Source organism: Novosphingobium sp., from assembly GCF_036820275.1.
Lineage (GTDB): Bacteria > Pseudomonadota > Alphaproteobacteria > Sphingomonadales > Sphingomonadaceae > Novosphingobium.
Map to the genome: position 1 here is coordinate 170,859 of NZ_DAISLT010000007.1, position 16,587 is coordinate 187,445.

14 protein-coding genes are annotated in these 16,587 nt (G+C 65.9%); 12 read left to right on the forward strand and 2 right to left on the reverse strand.

What is annotated here, in order from left to right; translation table 11 throughout:
• Nucleotides 1-32: 32 nt before the first annotated feature.
• Together V7066_RS08295 and V7066_RS08300 are read left to right on the forward strand one after the other, a co-directional pair.
• Nucleotides 33-1,418, forward strand: a complete 1,386-nt coding sequence (locus V7066_RS08295) for a formimidoylglutamate deiminase (RefSeq protein ID WP_334182581.1) — start codon at nucleotides 33-35, stop codon at nucleotides 1,416-1,418.
• Entirely contained in the window at nucleotides 1,415-2,131 is a 717-nt protein-coding gene (locus V7066_RS08300; RefSeq protein WP_334182582.1) for a UTRA domain-containing protein, read from the forward strand. Before V7066_RS08295 ends, V7066_RS08300 begins: the two co-directional genes overlap by 4 nt.
• 17 nt (nucleotides 2,132-2,148) lie before the next feature.
• On the opposite strand, the gene V7066_RS08305 is transcribed toward V7066_RS08300, so the two are convergent.
• Complete coding sequence (locus V7066_RS08305) at nucleotides 2,149-3,003, reverse strand: aldose 1-epimerase (protein WP_334182583.1); 855 nt, start codon at nucleotides 3,001-3,003, stop codon at nucleotides 2,149-2,151.
• Nucleotides 3,004-3,115: 112 nt separating this feature from the next.
• Nucleotides 3,116-4,012: a LysR family transcriptional regulator gene (locus V7066_RS08310; RefSeq protein WP_334182584.1), complete on the reverse strand. Its 897-nt coding sequence runs from the start codon at nucleotides 4,010-4,012 to the stop codon at nucleotides 3,116-3,118.
• A gap of 197 nt (nucleotides 4,013-4,209) precedes the next feature.
• Here V7066_RS08310 and V7066_RS08315 point away from each other — a divergent pair, with 197 nt between their 5' ends.
• From V7066_RS08315 to ahcY, 10 genes are all read left to right on the forward strand, one after another.
• On the forward strand, nucleotides 4,210-5,691 hold the full coding sequence (locus V7066_RS08315; RefSeq protein WP_334182585.1) for an efflux transporter outer membrane subunit: 1,482 nt from the start codon (nucleotides 4,210-4,212) through the stop codon (nucleotides 5,689-5,691).
• Nucleotide 5,692: 1 nt separating this feature from the next.
• A complete protein-coding gene (locus V7066_RS08320) occupies nucleotides 5,693-7,015 on the forward strand; it encodes an efflux RND transporter periplasmic adaptor subunit (protein WP_334182586.1) in 1,323 nt (440 codons plus the stop codon).
• 11 nt (nucleotides 7,016-7,026) lie between these two features.
• The gene (locus tag V7066_RS08325) at nucleotides 7,027-7,743 is read left to right on the forward strand and encodes an ABC transporter ATP-binding protein (RefSeq protein ID WP_334182587.1); all 717 of its coding nucleotides are present in this window, start codon (nucleotides 7,027-7,029) and stop codon (nucleotides 7,741-7,743) included.
• Nucleotides 7,743-8,951 carry an ABC transporter permease gene (locus V7066_RS08330; protein ID WP_334182588.1) on the forward strand — a complete coding sequence of 403 codons (1,209 nt, stop codon included), beginning with the start codon at nucleotides 7,743-7,745 and terminating at the stop codon, nucleotides 8,949-8,951. Before V7066_RS08325 ends, V7066_RS08330 begins: the two co-directional genes overlap by 1 nt.
• Before the next feature lie 10 nt (nucleotides 8,952-8,961).
• Nucleotides 8,962-9,711, forward strand: coding sequence for an enoyl-ACP reductase FabI (gene fabI / locus V7066_RS08335; protein WP_334182589.1), 750 nt, complete (start codon nucleotides 8,962-8,964; stop codon nucleotides 9,709-9,711).
• Between the two features lie 144 nt (nucleotides 9,712-9,855).
• Nucleotides 9,856-10,119: a GlsB/YeaQ/YmgE family stress response membrane protein gene (locus tag V7066_RS08340; RefSeq protein WP_334182590.1), complete on the forward strand. Its 264-nt coding sequence runs from the start codon at nucleotides 9,856-9,858 to the stop codon at nucleotides 10,117-10,119.
• A 20-nt stretch (nucleotides 10,120-10,139) separates the two neighbouring features.
• Nucleotides 10,140-11,150: a L,D-transpeptidase gene (locus V7066_RS08345; protein WP_334182591.1), complete on the forward strand. Its 1,011-nt coding sequence runs from the start codon at nucleotides 10,140-10,142 to the stop codon at nucleotides 11,148-11,150.
• Between the two features lie 38 nt (nucleotides 11,151-11,188).
• Entirely contained in the window at nucleotides 11,189-12,199 is a 1,011-nt protein-coding gene (locus V7066_RS08350) for a 2-hydroxyacid dehydrogenase (protein WP_334182592.1), read from the forward strand.
• A gap of 524 nt (nucleotides 12,200-12,723) precedes the next feature.
• Complete coding sequence (gene katG, locus V7066_RS08355) at nucleotides 12,724-14,925, forward strand: catalase/peroxidase HPI (RefSeq protein ID WP_334182593.1); 2,202 nt, start codon at nucleotides 12,724-12,726, stop codon at nucleotides 14,923-14,925.
• Between the two features lie 121 nt (nucleotides 14,926-15,046).
• Complete coding sequence (gene ahcY, locus V7066_RS08360) at nucleotides 15,047-16,495, forward strand: adenosylhomocysteinase (RefSeq protein ID WP_334182594.1); 1,449 nt, start codon at nucleotides 15,047-15,049, stop codon at nucleotides 16,493-16,495.
• The last annotated feature ends 92 nt before the right edge of the window (nucleotides 16,496-16,587 follow it).

Below are 16,587 nucleotides of genomic sequence, written 5' to 3' on the forward strand. Positions count from 1 at the left end.
TGTATAGACAAAATAGCGAAGGAGCTTCCCGCATGGCCGCAATCCCCGCCCGTTCGATCTTTGCCGAAGCGGCGTTGCTGGAGCATGGCTGGGCTTCCGACGTGCGTTTCATGGTCCGGGAAGGGCGGATTTCCGCCATCGAGAGCGGCGTGGCGGCGCAAGTGGGCGACGAGCGCCATGGCTGCATGATCCCCGGCCTCGGCAATCTCCACAGCCATGCGTTCCAGCGCGGCATGGCCGGGCTGGCCGAGCAGCGCGGCGACACGGACGACAGCTTCTGGACCTGGCGCGAGGTCATGTACCGTTTCCTCGATCGGATGACGCCGGACGACCTCCATGCAGTGGCCGCCATGGCCTATCTGGAGATGCTGGAAGGCGGTTTCACCCGTGTCGGCGAATTTCATTATCTCCATCACGATCCCGAAGGCCGGGCCTATGCCGATCCCGCCGAGATGAGCGCGGCGATCGCCCGCGCCGCGGGAGAAGTCGGGCTGGGCCTGACCCTGTTGCCTGTGTTCTACGCCCATTCCGGCTTCGGCGCGCAGCCGCCGAGCACAGGGCAGCGGCGCTTCATCCATGATCTGGACGGGTTTGCGCGGCTGCTGGACGGCGCGCGACAGGCCGTGCGCGGGCTGGACGACGCCGTGGTCGGCCTTGCGCCGCACAGCCTGCGCGCCGTCTCGCCCGAACAACTCGCTGCGCTGGAGCGTATGGCGCCCGACTCGCCGATCCACATCCACATCGCCGAACAAGTCCGGGAGGTCGAGCACTGCCTTGCTTGGAGCGGGCTGCGGCCGGTGGAATGGCTGCTCGATCATGCCGACGTGGACCGGCGCTGGTGCCTTGTCCACGCGACGCACATGACCGCTGACGAGACCCGCCGGTTGGCGCGGAGCGGAGCGGTGGCGGGCCTCTGCCCGATTACCGAGGGCAATCTCGGCGACGGCCTGTTTCCGGCGCAGGCTTTCCTGGCCGAAGGCGGGAACTGGGGCGTGGGCAGCGACTCGAACGTGCTGATCGATGCGACGGAGGAACTGCGGCTGTTCGAATATGGCCAGCGGCTCCAGCATCGCGGACGCAATATCGTTGCCAGCCGTGAGATACGCTCCACCGGGGAGACGCTCTGGCGTCAGGCGGTCCAGGGCGGCGCGCAGGCGCTTGGGGTGAAAGAGGAGGGCGTAAAGAGCGGCCTTTCCATCGGCTTGCCGTTCGATGCCGTCTCGCTGGACCTCGATCATCCCTCGTTGGCGGCGCGAGGGAGCGACCGGCTGATCGACGGGCTGGTCTTCGCCGCCGGACGGGGCGGGGTGGATTGCGTCTGGCGCTTCGGCGCGCAAGTGGTAAGCGGAGGCCGTCATCGTGCACGGGACGCGGTCGTCCGGCGCTACAGGGACAGGTTGGGCAGGCTGATCGGGTGAATTTACCGCTCCACGAACGCATCCGTCAGGATTTTGAGACGCGCATTCTTTCCGGTGCGTTGGCCCCGGGCGCGCGCCTGCCGACCGAGCAGACGCTGATGGCGCATTACGACTGCGCGCGGATGACGGTGAACAAGGCGCTCTCCGCGCTCGCCACGGCGGGCCTGGTGGATCGGCGCAAGAAGGCGGGCACGTTCGTCGCCCGGCCGCGTGTTCATGCAATGGCGATGGATATTCCCGACCTCGGTGCGCAAGTGGCCGAGCGTGGGCAAGCCTACCGCTTCGACCTGGGCCTGTGCCGCGCGCTTGTCGGCGCGCAGGCGCGGCCGGAGTGGAGCGTGGACCGGGCGGTGCCGCTGCTCGAACTGGAGGGCGTGCATTTCGCCGACGGGGCGCCGTTCGCCTGGGAGCATCGCTTCGTGAACATCGTCGCCGTGCCGGAGATTTCGGCGGCGGACTTCACCGGCTCCTCGCCCGGCACCTGGCTGCTGGAACATGTCCCCTGGACCGAGGCCGACGCCCATATCACCGCGACCGGCGCCAGCGCGGCGCAGGCCCGCGCCCTGGCGGTCGAGCCGGGCGAGCCGTGCCTCTGCGTGGAACGCAAGACCTGGCGCGGCTCGGAGCCGATCACTTACGTCCGCCAGCTTTTCATCGCCGGGGCTTACGAGCTGACCGCGCGCTTCGGACCGGGCGCGCGCCGGGAGGCGTGACCCTTCCGGGTCGGCGCTCAGGCCAGCGAGCGGGCGGACATCGTCATGCCCACTTCGGCCGTCTCGCCCGGTTCCAGCCAGAGCATCGTTTCCGGCGCGCGGTTGATCGCATCGGTGGCGTGGCTGACCGGCTCGACGCAGAAATAGTCCTGCCCCTCGGGCGTGAAGACGACCGTGGTCGTGAGTTCCGGTGAAGGCGTGATCGTCAGGCCCAGCCTGCGCGCGGGCCAGTCGATTTCGAGCACGCCCTCGCGCCCGGTATAGGCGGTGTCGACCGCCCGGCTGTCTACCGGCTGGCCCTGCCACCAGTCGATCGCCTCCTCGTGCTCGTCGAGCGAACTCGGCAGGCAGTCGGGGGTGTTGTACCACTCGCCATGGTGCCGCCCGCGATAGACGGTCGTCGCATCGCGCGGAAAATAGGGATGAAAGCCTAGCCCGGCAGGCATCGTCGCCTCACCGAGATTGGTGACCGAGAGCGTGGTTTTCATGCCCTCTGCACCGAGTTCAAAGATCTGGCGCGCGCGGTAAGGCCAGGGCCATTCGCCGCCGGGATAGCTGTGTTCGAGAACGGCGCTGGTTTCGCTCTGTTCCACCACGTCCCAGGCGGAGAGCCAGCCGAAACCGTGGAGCGGATGCGGATGGTCGGACCCGGGAAAGTTCGGTGCGATCGTGCCCTTGCGCGCGCCGGTATTGAAGCGCCCGCGCGCGATGCGGTTGGAGAACGGCACCAGCGGGAAGCTGGCGACATCGAAGATCGTGTCCCCGCAGACCGGCCGCATCAGCGCCTCGCCGCGCCAGTCCAGCCGCAGCACGGCGCCGCCGCGTTCGGGCGCCAGTTCCAGCCGATAGCCGTGTGCTTCGAGGATAGTCATCGCTTCCGGTCCACTCCCATGGGACATTCTTTTCGGTGCTTTGGGGTAGCGCTAACAAACATGCTCTTGCAAGCTTGGCGTGTCCTCTACGGAACCGGGAGGGGGAGTGGCTCTACTCTCCCCGGTAGCGCAGGGCGTCCACCAGCAGGCGGAAGGCGGCGGAAGGCTGGCGGCGGCTGGGGTAGTAGAGGTGGTAGCCCGAGAATGGCTGGCACCAGTCGTCGAGCAGTGGCACGAGGCGTCCGGCCTCGATGTGCGGGCGGGCGTACGTGTCCATCATCATGGCGATTCCCGCACCGTCGAGCACGGCTTGCAGGATCATCGCCATGCTGTCGAACGTCAGTTGGCCGTCGACCCGGACGTTGAGTTCGCGGCCGTCCTTCTCGAACTCCCAGGCGAAGATGCTGCCGCGCGTGCGGAAGCGCAAGTTGATGCACTGGTGTGCGGCAAGGTCTTGCGGGGTTTCGGGAACGCCATGGCGTTCGATGTATTCCGGCGAGGCGACCGGTACGAGCCGGGCATGCGGGCCGATGCGCACGGCGATCATGTCCCGCGCGATGGATTCGCCCAGGCGTACGCCTGCGTCGAAGCGCTCGGCGACGATGTCCACGAAGCCGGAATCGATGTTCAGTTCGACATTGATGTCCGGATAGAGCGGCAGGAACTTGCGCAGGACCGGCCAGATCACCGAGTTTGCCGCATGTTCGGAAGCGGTCAGGCGGACGGTGCCGGCCGGCTTGTCGCGCAGTTCGCTGACGGTGGCGAGGCCCATGGCGATCTCGTCCATGGCCGGGCGCAGGGTGGCGAGCAGGCGCTCTCCGGCCTCGGTGGGCGAGACCGCGCGGGTGGTGCGCGAGAGCAGGCGCACCCCTAGGCGCGATTCCAGACGGCGGATCGTATGGCTCAGCGCCGATTGCGAGGAACCCAGCTTGGCGGCGGCGCGGGTGAAGCTGCCCTCGTCGGCCACGGCGATGAAGGCGGTCAGATCGGCGAGATGTTCGCGGTGCATTGATGAGCGCATATCATGACTGTCATGGGGATTCTTCCCCTGAATCATGCCCGCACCCAGCGCGAGCGAAAACTTCCTCGAAAGGCCGCGGGAACATCAGGATACGACAAGACTTTGTAATCACCGCAGCTTGTTATTGACCTTTCCTCCCGAACCGGATCATCTTCGCAACTCGTCGAGGGATCACTTGGAGCCCGATGATCTTGCGAGCCGGATTCGATCGCCGTCTTTTCGTTCCGCTCGCGGCAGGCATGCTGGCGTCCTGCGCGGTCGGTCCCGATTACAAGGTCAGGAGCGCGCCCGAACTGGGCGTGCCGGACCAGTGGTCGGTCACTGCACCGCCGCAGGCCGAGGACCTGACGCGCTGGTGGCGCAATTTCGACGATCCGGTGCTGACCGGGCTGATCGAGCAGGCCGCCGCCGCCAATCTCGATCTGGAGCAGGCCCAGGCCCGGCTGCGGCAGGCGCGGGAATCGCTGATCATCAGCCGGGCGGCGCTGTTTCCCTCGGCCAGCGGCTCCGGCAGCGTCAATCGCACCGAACCGCTAAGGGGCGGCGGGGCCACGCTGACCCAGCCCGACGGCACCGTCATCACCACCGGCGGGGGCGGGCGCACCAGCTTTTCGCTCGGGCTTGATGCCAGTTATCAGCTCGACCTGTTCGGCGGCAATCGCCGCGCGGTGGAAGCGAGCCGCGCGCAGTTCGAGGCGTCGGGCTTCGACTATGCGACGACGCTGCTGACCGTGGAGAGCGAAGTCGCGCGCAATTACATGCTGGCGCGTGCCTATCAGGCGCAGCTCGACAATGCGCGGGCCAGTCTCGCGATCCAGGACGACAACCTCCAGATCGCCGGTTGGCGGGTCATGGCGGGTCTCGTGTCCTCGGTCGACGAGGAGCAGGCGCGGGCGAGCCGGGCGCAGACCGCCGCGGGCATTCCGCAGATCGAGCAGCAATATAACGCCGCCGTCTCGCGCATCGGCGTTCTGACCGGGCAGGCTCCGGGCGCGGTCAAGCCGGTCATGGCGGCGGTGCAGCCGATACCCAAGGGGCCGGAACAGGTCGGTTCGGGCATTCCCGCCAATGTCCTGCGCCAGCGACCGGACGTGCGCGCGGCGGAGCGCCAGCTTGCCGCTACCACTGCGCAGATCGGCGTGGCCAAGGCGCAGCTTCTGCCCCAGTTCAACATCAGCGGCAGTCTCGACACCAATGCTTCGAACTTCGGCGGACTGCTCGACACGATCACCGGCGGGCTGTTCGGCGGGATCAGTCAGGCGATCTTCAATGCCGGGCGGCTCAATGCGCAAGTCCGTTCCAGCCGCGCGGCGGCGGACGGTGCTTTCGCGGCCTACAAGTCCTCGGTACTGACCGCGCTGGAGGACGTGGAGAACGCCGTCGTCGCCCTGCAATCGGCAGAGGAGCGGGAACGGCAGTTTGCCATCGCGCTCGACGCCTCGAACAATTCGGCGCTGCTGGCGCGGGCGCAGTACCGTTCGGGCCTGACCGACTTCACCACGCTCAACACGCAGGAATCCGCGCTGATCTCGGCGCGCAACGGGCTGGTACAGGCGCGCTCGGACCGCGCCACCGCGCTGATCGCGCTCTACGACGCGCTGGGCGGCGGCTGGGACCCGTCCTCCGACTACACCGCGCTCGCGACTGAGCCCCAAGGAACGAACTGAGATGGCCGACGCGAAACTCGATGAATTCCTGGGCGCGGACAGGCGGCCGATCTGGCAGCGCAAATGGGTGTTCTGGACCGGGCTGGCGGTGCTCGTGCTCCTCTCTCTGCTGCTGGTTCGCTGTTTCGGCGCTTCCGAGAAACAGGGCTACGCCACGACGAAGGCGGAGCGGGGGCAACTCGTCACCAGCGTCTCGGCCACCGGCAAACTGGCGCCGACCACACAGGTGACGGTCGGCTCGCAGCTTTCCGGCCTGGTCGTGAAAGTCCTCGTCGACGTGAACGACGAAGTGAAGGCCGGGCAGGTCCTGGCCGAGATCGACCCCGAGCAGATCGAGGACCAGATCCGGCAGGGACAGGCGCAGCTTGCCGCCAACCGTGCGCAAGTGGAGCAGGCGCGGGCGACCCTGGCGGAATCGCAGGCGCAGCTCGCCCGGCTCGAGGAAGTCTCGCGGCTGTCGGGCGGCAAGGTGCCGTCGAAGACCGAACTCCAGGCAGGCCGCGCGGACATGCAGCGCGCCGCCGCCGCGCTCAAGACCTCGCAGGCCAATGTGCTCGCCGCCGAAGCCTCGCTGGCGCAGAACCAGACGCAGCGGGCGCGGGCGCGGATCATCTCGCCGGTTTCGGGCGTGGTGCTGGCGCGGCAGGTCGACCCCGGCCAGACCGTGGCGTCCTCGTTCAACACGCCGACGCTGTTCGTGATCGCCGAGGATCTCAGCAAGATGAAGCTGGAAGTGGCCATCGACGAGGCCGACGTGGGCACCGTGAAGGAAGGGCAGAGCGCGAAGTTCACGGTGGACGCCTTCCCCGGCCAGACGTTCCCGGCGCAGATCACCCGCGTGGAGATCGCGTCCAACCTCACGGCCTCTTCGGCGAGTTCGTCCAGTTCCTCCACCAGCACGACGAGCACCAGCGGCCAGGTGGTGTCCTATGCGGCCGATCTCTCGGTGGCGAATGCGGACCTGAAGCTGCGGCCCGGCATGACGGCCACCGCCGATATCGTCACGTCCGACAAGCAGAACGTCCTGCTCATTCCGAATGCCGCGCTGTCCTTCACGCCGCAGACGACGGCGAAGAAGAAGAGCGGCGGCGTGACCGAGGCGATCAGTTTCCGTCCGCCCCGGCGCGGCCAGCGCGCCGCCAAGAGCGCCACGCTCGACCGCGGTACGCGCCAGACGATCTACGTACTCGGCGCCGACGGCGCGCCGCAGCCGATCGAGATCGTCACCGGCAGCACCAACGGCCAGCAGACCGAAGTGGTCTCGGGCGATCTGAAGCCCGGCATGCAGGTCATTACCGGCCAGCTCGCCGGTTCGGGCAGCTGAAGGCGCTGGCCGTGACCGATCCCATCATCTCGCTGCGTGGAATCACCAAGGTCTTCGGTACGGGCGAGACGGCTTTCCGCGCGCTCAAGGGCGTCGATCTCGATATCGCGGCGGGAGACTTCGTGGCGGTGATGGGGCCTTCAGGGTCCGGCAAGTCGACGATGATGAACATCCTTGGCTGCCTCGACGTCTCGACTTCCGGGCAGTTCCTGTTCCATGGTCATCACGTCGAGAACCTCGACCGCGACCAGCGAGCCCTGCTGCGGCGCAAGTACCTCGGCTTCGTGTTCCAGGGCTTCAACCTGCTGGCGCGCACCTCCGCGCTGGAGAATGTCGAACTGCCGCTGCTCTATCGGGGCGATGCCAAGCAGGACCGGCGCAAGGAGGCAATGGCCGCGCTCGACAAGGTGGGCCTGGCCGACTGGGCCGGGCACACGCCGGGCGAGCTTTCGGGCGGCCAGCAACAGCGCGTGGCGATCGCCCGCGCCATCGTCACCCAACCCGAGGTCCTGCTGGCCGACGAGCCGACCGGCAACCTCGACAGTCAGCGCTCGGTGGAGATCATGGAGTTCCTCTCCGCGCTCAACCGCGATTCCGGGATCACCGTGCTGATGGTCACCCACGAGCCCGACATGGCGGAATATGCGCGCCGGATCGTCCACTTCAAGGACGGGCTGATCGACCGGATCGAGCAGGGCAATGGTGCGCATGCCGGAGTGACCGGCTGATGCTGGGGACGATCCTTCTCCTCGCGCTGCGCTCGATCCGCCGCCATGTCCTGCGCTCGCTGCTGACCATGCTGGGCATCGTCATCGGCGTCGGCGCGGTGGTCTCGATGGTGACGCTGGGCAAGGCGACGACGGCGGCGGTCACCCAGCAGATCGCCGCGCTCGGCACCAACATCCTCCAGGTCCGGCCCGGACAGGGCTTCGGTCGCGGCGGCGGCGGACCGGCGCCGAAGGACTTCGACCCTTCCGACATCGTGGCGATCCGCCAGCAGGTGGGCGGCGTTACTTCGGTGGCGCCGCAAGCCTCGTCCACCGGCCGGGCGATCTACGAAGGCGCCAACTGGTCGACGACGATCAACGGCACCACCTCGGACTATTTCAAGATCCAGCCCTGGCCGCTCAAGAGCGGGCGGCTGTTCAACGCAGACGAGGAGGCGGCGGGCAAGTCGGTCTGCATCATCGGCTCGACCGTCAGCACCAACCTGTTCCGGGGGGGCGATCCGATCGGCAAGCGTTTCCGCATCGGCGATGTCAGCTGCGACGTGATCGGCCTGCTGACCACCAAGGGGCAGGCGGGCTTCGGCGGCGACCAGGACGATATCGTCATCATGCCGATCAAGACGGTGCAGCGCCGTTTCCTCGGCTCGACCTCGATCCGCACGATCCTGGTCGGCGTGAACGACAACTATTCGAGCGAGCAGGTCCAGCAGAGCCTGACCCGGCTGCTGCGCGAACGGCGGCACATCACCGAGGGCAAGGACGACGATTTCAACATCTTCGACACCAAGCAGATTTCCGATACCCTGACCCAGACCACGACGATGCTGACCCGCATCGTCGCCGCCGTGGCTGCGATCAGCCTGGTGGTCGGCGGTATCGGCATCATGAACATCATGCTCGTCTCGGTGACCGAGCGCACGCGGGAGATCGGCATCCGCCTCGCCATCGGCGCCGTCGCCAACGAAGTGCTGTTGCAGTTCCTGGTGGAGGCAGTGGTGCTGTCCTGTCTCGGCGGGCTGATCGGCCTGCTGCTGGCGCAACTGGTGGTCGGCGTGGCGACGCCGCTGATGGATCTGCCATGGATCTTCGACCCGGTGGTGAACCTCGGCGCCTTTGCGGTCTCGGCAGCGATCGGGGTGATCTTCGGCTACTTCCCGGCACGGCGCGCGGCGAGCCTCAATCCCATCGACGCCCTTCGACACGAATAGGGAGAATTCCATGCGCGGCCTGATCGTCGGTATGGCGAACGACCAGTCTCTTGCTTTCGGCTGTGCCGAAGCCCTGCGCGCGGAAGGCGCGGAGCTGGCGATCACCTATCAGGGAGACAAGGCCCGGGCCCATGTCGAGCCGCTCGCGCAGGCGCTCGGCGCGCCGATCTTTCAGCCACTGGACGTCACCGCGCCGGAACAGATGGAAGCGCTCTTCGCCGAGATTACAGAGCATTGGGGCAGTCTCGATTTTCTGCTCCATTCGGTGGCCTATGCGCCGAAGCAGGATCTGCACGGCCGGGTGGTGGACAGTTCGGTGGAAGGCTTCACCAAGGCGATGGACGTCTCCTGCCACTCGCTGATCCGCCTCGCACGCTTTGCCGAACCGCTGATGGCCAATGGCGGCTCGATCCTGACGATGAGCTTCTACGGCTCGGAGAAAGTGGTGCCGGGCTACGGTTTGATGGGGCCGGTCAAGGCGGTGCTCGAAGCTAGCGTGCGCTATCTCGCCGACGAACTCGGGCCGAGCGCCATTCGCGTCAACGCGCTGTCCACCGGGCCGGTCCGCACCCGCGCGGCCTCGGGCCTCTCCCATCTCGACGAACTGATGCGGCTGGCGGCGGACAAGGCGCCGCTCCACCAACTGGTGACGATCGAGCAGATCGGCCACATGGGCGCCTTCCTGCTCGGGCCGAAATCGCGCTTCGTCACCGGGCAGACGATCTATGTGGACAGCGGATACAACAGCGTCAGCGGTTAGTTCACGGCGATATTCGTCCGGGATAGTAGAAACGCGAATGTATCGGTTGACGTTTTTCTAAGGGAGGCGCAGCTTCGCCCCGGAATTGTTCGGGCAAAGACTAGATCTCCAATCCTTTCACTGTGCTTTCGTCGGGAGAACGTCATGGGCTGGATTATTGCATTGATCGTTGGCGGCATTGCCGGCTGGCTGGCCAGCATGGTGATGAACCGCGATGCCTCGATGGGCATCCTGTGGAACATCGTCGTCGGCTGCGTCGGTTCGGTCATCGGCAACCTGATCGCGAACCGGTTCGGCATTGCCGGTTCGGTCAAGGAATTCTCGATCGTCGGCCTGCTCGTCGCCTTCCTCGGCGCGGTGGTGCTGCTGGGCATCGTCAATCTCATCCAGCGCGGGCGCGTGCGCTAAACAGCCATACAGGGAATGCAATGCGGGGATTGAATCGGGCGGTGCTTCTGGCGTCGTCAGTCGGGCTTTTTGCGTCACTCTGCTCGAATCCGGCCTTGGCCCAGGGGGCGAAGGCCACGTCCCCGCCGGAGTTCGCGCGGCGGATCGAGCACCTGAAGCCAGGCGAATGGGTCTGGGCGCCGGATGTCTCGCCCAGCGGGCCGGTGATGGTCTACGTCGATCTCTCGCGCCAGATCGGCATCGTCTATCGTAACGGCGTGCGTATCGCCGCGACCACGGTGTCGAGCGGCAAGGCCGGCCATGCCACGCCGACAGGCGTCTTCACGATCCTTCAGAAAGACGCGAAGCATCGGTCGAGCACCTACAACAATGCGCCGATGCCCTATCAGCAGCGCCTGACCTGGGACGGCGTGGCGCTCCATGCGGGCGGATTGCCCGGCTATCCGGAGAGCCACGGCTGCGTCCATCTGCCTTACGGTTTCGCGAAAGAGCTTTTCGCCGTGACCAAACTGGGCGTGACCGTGGTGGTGGCAGGCGACGCGGAAACCCATGTCCGCACCAGTAACAACAGCCTGCTGGTGCCGTTCGACGGGCAGGGCAAGCCGGTGGACCGGGCGCCCCTGAGCGGCGGCGAGCAGTATCGCTGGCGCCCGCAGCTTGCCCCCAGCGGGCCGCTGTCGATCATCGTTTCCAAGCTCGACCAGCGCGTGATCGTGCTGCGAAACGGTGTGGAGATCGGCCGCAGCGTGGCCGAAGTGAACGACGACGACCCAGGCTCCCATGTCATCACCATGGTCCTGCGCGAGGGCAAGCCGCGCTGGATCTATGTCGGGCTGCCCGGCCATGCCGAGGAAGAGGGGCGGGAAGTGGACGAGGCGGTGATCAACCGCCTGCGCCTACCCCGTCCGTTCTACGAGAAGGTCAGGGCGATACTGGCACCCGGCACGACCATTCTCGTCACCAATTCACGCGTGGGCGACGGCCCGCTGGAGCATCTGACGGTGATCGATGCGGTGAAGCCGGTTCCTTGATCCTCCTCTGAAAATATCCCGATTACTGGAGAACTTCCTTGAAAGTTGCGGTCTTCAGCACGCGTCCCTACGACCGTGAATTCCTCGACGGCGCCAACGAGCAGTCCGGCGGCGGACATGACCTGTTCTACCTGGAATCCCGGCTCAATTCGCACACCGCCCATCTCGCGGCCGGTCATGACTGCGTCTGCGCTTTCGTGAACGACCACCTTGGGCGCGAGGAACTGGAAATCCTGGCCGCGAACGGCACCCGCCTGATCGCGCTGCGCAGCGCCGGTTTCAACAATGTGGACCTCACCGCCGCGCGCGACCTAGGCTTTCAGATCGGCCGCGTTCCCGCCTATTCGCCCGATGCCATCGCCGAACATGCCGTCGCGCTGATCCTCTCGCTCAACCGCAAGATCCACAAGGCCTATGCCCGTGTGCGGGAAGGCAATTTCGCCCTCGAAGGCCTGCTCGGCTTCGATCTCAAGGGCAAGGTCGCGGGGGTGATCGGCACCGGCAAGATCGGCATCAACGTCGCGCGTATCCTCAAGGGCTTCGGCTGCGAGGTTCTGGCCAGCGATCCGTTCGAGAGCGAGGAACTGGGAGCGATCGGCGGGCGCTACGTCGCCATCGACGAACTGCTGGCCCGCTGCGATGTCATCAGCCTGCATTGCCCGTTGACGCCCGAGACCCATCATCTGATCGGCCGCGAGGCGATCGCGAAGATGAAGCCCGGCGTCATGCTGATCAACACCAGCCGCGGCGCGGTGATGGATGCGCGGGCGGTCATCGCCGGGCTCAAGAGCGGCAAGGTCGGCCATGTCGGGCTGGACGTCTATGAGGAAGAGGAGGACCTCTTCTTCGAAAACCTGTCCGACCAGGTCATCCGCGACGACGTGTTCGTGCGGTTGATGACTTTTCCGAACGTGCTCATCACCGGCCACCAGGGCTTCTTCACGCGCGAGGCGATGACGGCAATCGCGGGCACCACGATCGCCAATATCAGCGCGTTCGAGCAAGGCGGCGGGCCGCTCCATCCCGTGCCTTCGGAGCGCCGGGCCTAGCGCTCCGAACCCGGCTGAGCCGACCGCGAAACTAGAATTGTTCGGGGAATTTCAGGCATGTTGCAATGATTTCCGCTCATGCTGCAATGTTCGATAGTGTCCGTATCTTGGTTAATTCAATATAGCTGCAACTTTATAGCCAAAGGCGACGGTGAATATTTGTCTTGCGCCCGTAATAATTCCGGCAGATAGCGGCGTGAAAGGACCTATCGGTCCCGGCATTTGGCGGAGCCTCGGCTCCGTCCCGGATGTGCAACGGCAGGCTCCGTCCTGTCGTGCCAACTTCCGCCTCCTGTCACCACCACCGAGCCCGGCAGGAGGCGGAAAAACCGCGCCGCCTTGCGGACACTCTTTCATCAGTTTCATCCCGGTTGATGATCGGAATTATGCGTGACGGGAAGGCCCGCCGCGCCTTGATCGCCGCCGCTTATCTGGCAAGCTGCGCGCATTGGAGACGATGCCCGGATTTCGAAAACACCCGGCAACAGGGTGGCACAGACAGAACCGATCGGAAGGAGAACGACATGGACGCGAAGACCAGTGGCTGCCCGATGCGCGGCGAGCCGGTACGATCGCTCTTGGGCCGCACCAATCGCGACTGGTGGCCCAACCAGCTTTCCCTCGACATCCTGCCCCAGAGCGGCGCGAACCCGCTGGGTGACCGCTTCGATTATGCCCAAGCATTCAAGTCGCTCGACTATGCGGCGGTGAAGGCCGATCTCACCGCGCTGATGACGGACAGCCAGCCCTGGTGGCCGGCCGACTACGGCCACTACGGCCCGTTCTTCATCCGCATGGCCTGGCACAGCGCGGGCACCTATCGCACCGGTGACGGGCGCGGCGGTGCTTCTTCGGGCAACCAGCGCTTTGCACCGCTCAATTCCTGGCCGGATAATGCCAATCTCGACAAGGCGCGCCGCCTGCTCTGGCCGATCAAGCAGAAGTACGGGGCGAAGCTTTCCTGGGCCGACCTGCTGATCCTGACCGGCAATGTCGCCATCGAGTCCATGGGCGGGCCGACCTTCGGCTTCGGCGGCGGGCGCGAGGACATCTTCGAGCCGGAGAAGGACGTCTACTGGGGCACCGAGGAACAATGGGTGGGGCAGGGCGCGGAAACCCGCATCCAGCCGGAGCGGGAGATGGCGCTCGAAAACCCCCTCGCGGCGATCCAGATGGGCCTCATCTACGTCAACCCCGAAGGCCCCGGCGGCGAACCCGATCCGGTCGGCTCGGCACGGGACATCCGCGAGACGTTTGCGCGCATGGGCATGAACGACGAGGAGACCGCGGCGCTCACCGCGGGCGGCCATACTTTCGGCAAGTGCCACGGTGCGGGCGATGCCGCCAAGGTCGGCGCGGAGCCGGAAGGCGCGGACATCGCCCAGCAGGGCCTCGGCTGGCAGAGCGGCCATGAAAGCGGCTTCGGCGATCACACGATCACCTCGGGGCTCGAAGGCGCCTGGACGCCGACGCCGACCCGGTGGGACATGAGCTACCTGCACATGTTGCTCGAATACGAATACGAACTGGTCCGCAGCCCCGCAGGCGCGCAGCAGTGGCAGCCGGTGAACCAGAAGCCGGAAGACCTAGCCCCCGGCGCCCACAGCCCCGAGCGGCGCCTGCCGACGATGATGACCACCGCCGACATGGCGTTCAAGGTCGATCCCGAATATCGCCGGATTCTGGAGCGGTTCCGTGCCGATCCCGACTATTTCGGCGATGCCTTCGCGCGGGCCTGGTTCAAGCTCTGCCACCGCGACATGGGGCCAAAGGCGCGTTACCTCGGGCCGGAAGTTCCGGCGGAGGACTTGCTCTGGCAGGACCCGATCCCGGCGGCGGACGGTCCCGTCATCACCGGCGAGGACGTGGCCGCGCTGAAGCGGGAGATTCTTGCCTCGGGCCTCACGGTCGCGGAACTGGTCTCGACCGCCTGGGCCTCGGCCTCGACCTATCGCGGCTCGGACCATCGCGGCGGTGCCAACGGCGGGCGCATCCGTCTTGCCCCGCAGAAGGACTGGGAGGTCAACGAGCCGGAGCAGCTGGCGAAAGTCCTCCAGACCTATGAGGCGATCAAGGCCGGGTTCGATGGCGGCGCTTCGGGCCGCAAGGTTTCGATCGCGGACCTCGTCGTGCTCGGCGGCGGCGTGGGGATCGAGAAAGCGGCGGCGGATGCGGGAACCCCGCTCGAGGTCTCTTTCGTGCCCGGTCGAACCGATGCCGCGCAGGAGCAGACTGATGTGGAGGGCTTCGCGGTGCTCGAACCGCGCGTGGACGGCTTCCGCAATTACCTCCAGGTTTCGTTCACGGTGCCGACCGAGGAATTGCTCATCGACCGCGCGCAGTTGCTCGGCCTCGGTGCGGCGGAAATGACCGTGCTGGTCGGCGGACTGCGCGTGCTCGGCGCCAATCACGGCGGCAGGACGGACGGCGTTTTCACCGACCGGCCGGGGCAGCTCACCAACGACTTCTTCGTCAATCTGCTCGACATGGGCACGGCGTGGAAGCAGGTGGACGACGAGGCGGACGAGACTTTCGTCGGCACCGACCGCGCCAGCAACCAGCCGAAATGGACGGCGACGCGGACGGACCTCGTGTTCGGCTCCAACTCGCAGCTTCGCGCGCTCAGCGAGGTCTATGCGGCCTCGGATGCCGGGCCGCGTTTCCTCAAGGACTTCGTGACAGCCTGGACCAAGGTGATGAACGCGGACCGTTTCGATTTGAGGTGAGCCTGGGAGTTCCACCGCAGCTTTCGCGAGGCATATAAAGATATCTTTATATTTGCGTCGCGAAAGCTGACGGGGTAGGGACGATGCATTCGGGGACGCCGGGCTTACGTCCGGCGCCCTCATGCAACGTCCAACGTACCAGGAGCTTACCGTGGCCACTGCCCAGATCGCCCACGACTACGCCATTACCGATATCTCGCTCGCCGATTTCGGCCGTACCGAGATCGCCATCGCCGAAACCGAAATGCCGGGCCTGATGGCGCTGCGCGAGGAATTCGGCGCGTCGCAGCCGCTCAAGGGCGCGCGCATCACCGGCTCGCTGCACATGACGATCCAGACCGCCGTTCTGATCGAGACGCTGGTCGCGCTCGGCGCCGACGTGCGCTGGGCCACCTGCAACATCTTCTCGACGCAGGACCACGCCGCTGCCGCCATCGCCGCAGCCGGTATCCCGGTCTACGCGATCAAGGGTGAATCGCTTGCGGATTACTGGGACTACGTCGGCAAGATCTTCGACTGGACCAGCGAAGCCGACGCCGATCTGACCTGCAACCTGATCCTCGACGACGGCGGCGACGCCACCATGTTCGCCCTCTGGGGCGCGCGCGTCGAAGCGGGCGAAGCGCTGTTCGAACCCTCGAACGCCGAAGAAATCGAATTCGTTCGCGCGCTCAACGCCTTCCTGAAGGCGAAGCCGGGCTACCTGACCGCCACCGTCAAGGCGATCAAGGGCGTTTCGGAAGAAACCACCACCGGCGTCCACCGCCTGTACCACCTCGCCAAGGACGGCAAGCTGCCGTTCCCCGCGATCAACGTGAACGATTCGGTCACCAAGTCGAAGTTCGACAACCTTTACGGTTGCAAGGAATCGCTGGTCGACGCGATCCGCCGCGCCACCGACGTGATGCTGGCCGGCAAGGTCGCCTGCGTCGCCGGTTTCGGCGACGTCGGCAAGGGTTCGGCCGCTTCGCTGCGCAACGGCGGCGCGCGCGTGATGGTGACGGAAATCGACCCGATCTGCGCCCTGCAGGCCGCCATGGAAGGCTATGAAGTCGTCACCATGGAAGAAGCCGTGACTCGCTGCGACATCTTCGTCACCGCGACCGGCAACGATTCCGTCATCACCGGCGAGCACATGGCCGCGATGAAGGACAAGGCGATCGTCTGCAACATCGGTCACTTCGACTCCGAAATCCAGATTTCGGCGCTCGACAACTACGACTGGAAGGAAGTGAAGCCGGGCACCGACCTCGTCACTTTCCCGGACGGCAAGCAGATCATCATCCTCGCCAAGGGCCGTCTGGTGAACCTGGGTTGCGCCACCGGCCACCCCAGCTTCGTGATGTCCTCCAGCTTCACCAACCAGACGCTGGCGCAGATCGAACTGTTCACCAAGAACGACGACTACAAGAACGAAGTCTACGTGCTGCCCAAGCACCTCGACGAAAAGGTCGCCGCGCTGCACCTCGAAAAGCTGGGCGTGAAGCTCACCAAGCTGTCGAAGAAGCAGGCCGACTACATCGGCGTGCCGGAAGCCGGTCCGTTCAAGCCGGACCACTACCGCTACTGATTTGTCAGGTCGGGAATGCCCATCCGGGCATTCCCGATGCGGCGCCGGCCCACGCCCCCACCCGACCTCCCACGAGTGTATCCTGATGGGAG